This is a genomic window from Streptomyces sp. NPDC055078 (assembly GCF_053607985.1).
The window spans coordinates 1-3970 of the sequence record NZ_JBSGUP010000727.1; the positions used below are offsets into that span (position 1 = coordinate 1).

4 protein-coding genes are annotated in these 3970 nt (G+C 71.0%); 3 read left to right on the top strand and 1 reads right to left on the bottom strand.

What is annotated here, in order from left to right; genetic code table 11:
- Positions 1 to 72: 72 nt before the first annotated feature.
- On the bottom strand, positions 73 to 627 hold the full coding sequence (gene def / locus ACWF94_RS35555) for a peptide deformylase (RefSeq protein WP_453498375.1): 555 nt from the start codon (positions 625 to 627) through the stop codon (positions 73 to 75).
- 135 nt (positions 628 to 762) lie between these two features.
- On the opposite strand from def, the gene ACWF94_RS35560 reads away from it, so the two are divergent.
- The 3 genes from ACWF94_RS35560 to ACWF94_RS35570 all read left to right on the top strand — a co-directional run bounded on the left by ACWF94_RS35560 (position 763) and on the right by ACWF94_RS35570 (position 3948).
- Positions 763 to 2001: a MurT ligase domain-containing protein gene (locus tag ACWF94_RS35560; RefSeq protein WP_453498378.1), complete on the top strand. Its 1239-nt coding sequence runs from the start codon at positions 763 to 765 to the stop codon at positions 1999 to 2001.
- Positions 2002 to 2044: 43 nt separating this feature from the next.
- The gene (locus ACWF94_RS35565; RefSeq protein WP_453498381.1) at positions 2045 to 2773 is read left to right on the top strand and encodes a type 1 glutamine amidotransferase; all 729 of its coding nucleotides are present in this window, start codon (positions 2045 to 2047) and stop codon (positions 2771 to 2773) included.
- Between the two features lie 149 nt (positions 2774 to 2922).
- Positions 2923 to 3948 (top strand): 6-phosphofructokinase, encoded by a 1026-nt coding sequence (locus ACWF94_RS35570; RefSeq protein WP_453498384.1) that lies wholly within the window; start codon positions 2923 to 2925, stop codon positions 3946 to 3948.
- Positions 3949 to 3970 lie beyond the last annotated feature (22 nt).

The following is a 3970-nucleotide window of genomic DNA, read 5'->3' on the forward strand; positions in this document are numbered from 1 at the left end:
GCGTAGGGGGCGGTGCGGGGCGGAGCCCCGGTTACGGGAAGGGGCGGGGTGGGGAACAGTCACCGGACAACGTCACCGGGATCGGGACCAGTGGGTGCGGTCCGCGCGGCGGGCCGCGCGGAGGAGGCGGGCGCGGCGCCAGCCCGTGAGGCGGTCGGCGTAGACAAGACCGTCGAGGTGGTCGCACTCGTGCTGAAGGCAGCGCGCGAAGAACCCCGTCCCCTCCACCCGCACCGGCGCACCCGTGCTCGTCACCCCTTCCACCACCGCCCGGTCGAAGCGCTCGGTCCCCGCCTCAAGACCCGGGAGGGACAGACACCCCTCCGGTCCCCGCACCACCACCCCGTCCGCCGCCACCAGCCGGGGGTTGACGACATGCCCGAGGTGGCGCACGTCCTCGTCGTCCGGGCAGTCGTAGACGAACACCTTCACCCCCACGCCCACCTGGTTCGCCGCGAGCCCCACCCCCCGCGCGGCGTACATCGTCGCGAAGAGGTCCTCGACGAGTTCCCCGAGCCAGGGGCCGAAATGGGTGACACTCTCGCAGGGCGTGTGCAGCAGCGGCGCACCGAGCAGGCTCATGGGCCGCACCAGTCCGGAACTGCCGGGGATCGGCCGGTTTCGCATGGCCGCAAGCGTACGGTCAGCCGTGACCTCCGGGTTCCCGGCGGTGCCGAGGTGGTTCCCGGCGGTGCCGAGGTAGGGGGGTACGCCCGGACCTGGATAGGCTTGGCCGGACCGATGCAAGGAGGATCAAGGACGATGTCAGGCAACTCGGAGCCACTGACGCCGCGCGCCAAGCTCGCCGTGACGGCGGGCAAAGCCGCCGCGGCGGTCTCGCGCGCAGCCGGACGCGGGAGCGGTTCGGTGATCGGCGGCCGGGTCGCGCTCAAGCTCGACCCCGATCTGCTGGGGCGGCTGGCGCAGCACCTGGACGTCGTCCTCGTGTCCGCGACGAACGGCAAGACCACCACGACCCGGCTGATCGCCGAAGCCCTGCGGGCCGCAGGACCCGTCGTCTCCAACGCACTCGGCGCCAATATGCCCGCCGGGATCACCTCGGCGCTCGCCGGTGGCTCCGACGCCAAGTTCGGTGTGATCGAGGTCGACGAGAAGTATCTCGCCGGAGTGGCCCGTGATGTCACACCGAAGGCGATCGCGCTGCTCAACCTCTCGCGCGACCAGCTCGACCGCGCCGCGGAGACCCGGATGCTGGCCGAGAAGTGGCGTGAGGGTCTGGCCGGTTCAAAGGCCATCGTGATCGCCAACGCCGACGACCCGCTGATCGTCTGGTCCGCGTCCTCCTCCCCCAATGTGGTGTGGGTGGCGGCGGGGCAGGAGTGGAAGGACGACGCCTGGTCCTGCCCGTCCTGCGGCGGTGTGATGCAGCGCCCGGGCGACGACTGGTTCTGCGGTGAGTGCGGCTTCCGCCGCCCCGCGCCGAGCTGGGTGCTCAGCGGCGACCATGTACTCGATCCGCACGGTTCGGCGTGGCCGATCCGCCTTCAGCTGCCCGGCCGGGCGAACAAGGCGAACGCGGCCACGTCCGCCGCAGTCGCCGCCTGCTTCGGTGTCCCGCCGCAGGTCGCCCTGGAGCGCATGTACTCGGTGCAGGCCGTCGCCGGGCGCTATGACGTGGTCGACTTCATGGGCCGGGAGCTGCGGCTGCTGCTCGCGAAGAACCCGGCCGGCTGGCTGGAGACCTTCTCGCTGATCGACCCGCCGCCGACCCCGGTCGTCCTGTCCGTCAACGCCCGTGGCGCCGACGGCACGGACACCTCCTGGCTCTGGGACGTCGACTACACCCGGCTCGCCGGGCACCCGATCCTGGTGATCGGCGACCGGCGGCTCGACCTGGCCGTGCGCCTTGAGGTGGCGGGCCTGGACTTCCGGGTCTGCGACACCGTCGACGACGCGGTGCGCGCCGCCCCTCCCGGGCGGATCGAGCTGATCGCGAACTACACCGCCTTCCAGGACGTCCGCCGCCGCGTCGGCAACTGATCCGGCGGCCACGAGACCGTACGAGACCGAAGGACTTACCAGCATGAGCGACAGCAGCCTGCGTCTGGTCTGGGTCTACCCGGACCTGCTCAGCACCTACGGCGACCAGGGCAATGCGCTGGTCGTGGAGCGCCGGGCCCGGCAGCGCGGCCTCGATGTGCAGCGGGTCGACGTACGCAGCGACCAGCCGATCCCCACCTCGGGGGACATCTATCTGATCGGCGGCGGCGAGGACCGGCCCCAGCGGCTGGCGGCCGAGCGGCTGGGCCGCGACGGCGGGCTCTCCCGGGCGTCGTCCAACGGCGCGATCATCTTCTCGGTCTGCGCGGGCTATCAGATCCTGGGCCATGAGTTCATCAACGACCTGGGCGAGCGGCAGCAGGGGCTCGGTCTGATCGATGTGGTCTCCACCCGGGGCGAGGGCGAGCGGTGCGTCGGCGATGTGCTGGCCGATATCGACCCCCGTTTCGGCCTTCCGCAGCTCACCGGCTTCGAGAACCACCAGGGCGTCACCCACCTCGGCCCCACCGCCCGCCCCTTCGCCCGTACGGTCATGGGCCGCGGAAACGGCACCGGAGACGGCACCGAGGGCGCGTACAACGACACCTCCTTCGGCACCTATATGCACGGTCCGGTCATGGCGAGGAACCCGCAGATCGCCGATCTGCTGCTCAAACTGGCCCTCGATGTGAACGCGCTCCCGCCGACGGACGACCGCTGGTACGACGCGCTGCGCAACGAGCGCATCACCGCCGCCACCCAGCCCGCGTAGAACTCCTGGACACTCGACATGGTTGAGCGGCGTCCCATCAGGCGGACGCCGCATTCGATTCCCGCCACCGCGCGCCGGTAGGGTGACGGGGATCCAACCGGACGACGTGGTCCGGGAGTCGGCCCACGTTGCAAAGGTAGTACGGGCACATGCGCATTGGTGTACTCACCTCCGGCGGCGACTGCCCCGGTCTGAACGCCGTCATCCGTTCCGTCGTGCATCGCGCGGTCGTCGACCACGGCGATGAGGTCATCGGCTTCCACGACGGGTGGAAGGGCCTTCTGGAGTGTGACTACCGCAAGCTCGACCTCGACGCCGTGGGCGGCATCCTGGCGCGCGGCGGCACCATCCTCGGCTCCTCCCGGGTCCAGCCCGCGCAGCTGCGCGACGGTGTGGAGCGCGCGAAGGGGCATGTCGCCGAGCTGGGCCTCGACGCGATCATCCCGATCGGCGGCGAGGGCACCCTCAAGGCCGCCCATCTGCTCGCACAGGGCGGCCTGCCGATCGTCGGAGTGCCGAAGACGATCGACAACGACATCGCATCGACCGACGTCACCTTCGGTTTCGACACCGCGGTCGGAGTGGCGACCGAGGCCCTCGACCGGCTCAAGACCACCGCCGAGTCACACCAGCGGGTGCTGATCGTCGAGGTCATGGGCCGGCACACCGGCTGGATCGCGCTGCACTCCGGCATGGCGGCCGGTGCACACGCCATCGTCGTACCCGAGCGGCCCTTCGACATCGAGGAGCTGGCCAAGGTCGTCGGCCGCCGTTTCGACGCGCGCAAGCGGTTCGCGATCGTCGTGGTCGCGGAGGGCGCCAAGCCCCGGGAGGGCTCGATGCACTGGGACGAGGGCGGCAAGGACATCTACGGCCATGAGCGCTTCGCCGGGGTGGCCCGGCAGCTCTCCATCGAGCTGGAGCAGCGCCTGAACAAGGAGGCCCGCCCGGTGATCCTCGGCCATGTGCAGCGCGGCGGGACGCCGACCGCGTACGACCGGGTGCTCGCGACCCGCTTCGGGTGGCACGCCGTGGAGGCGGCGCACCGCGGTGAGTTCGGCATGATGACCGCGCTGCGCGGCACGGACATCACGATGGTGCCGCTGGCGTCGGCGGTGGAGACCCTCAAGACCGTCCCGGACGAGCGGTACGCCGAGGCGCAGTGCGTGCTGTGACCTCCCGCTCGTGACAGAGCCG

Excerpts from the sequence above, each read along its gene's own strand:
- def (WP_453498375.1), bottom strand. The coding sequence starts at position 627 with ATGCGAAACCGGCCGATCCCCGGCAGTTCCGGACTGGTGCGGCCCATG.
- ACWF94_RS35560 (WP_453498378.1), top strand. The coding sequence starts at position 763 with ATGTCAGGCAACTCGGAGCCACTGACGCCGCGCGCCAAGCTCGCCGTG.
- ACWF94_RS35565 (WP_453498381.1), top strand. The coding sequence starts at position 2,045 with ATGAGCGACAGCAGCCTGCGTCTGGTCTGGGTCTACCCGGACCTGCTC.
- ACWF94_RS35570 (WP_453498384.1), top strand. The coding sequence starts at position 2,923 with ATGCGCATTGGTGTACTCACCTCCGGCGGCGACTGCCCCGGTCTGAAC.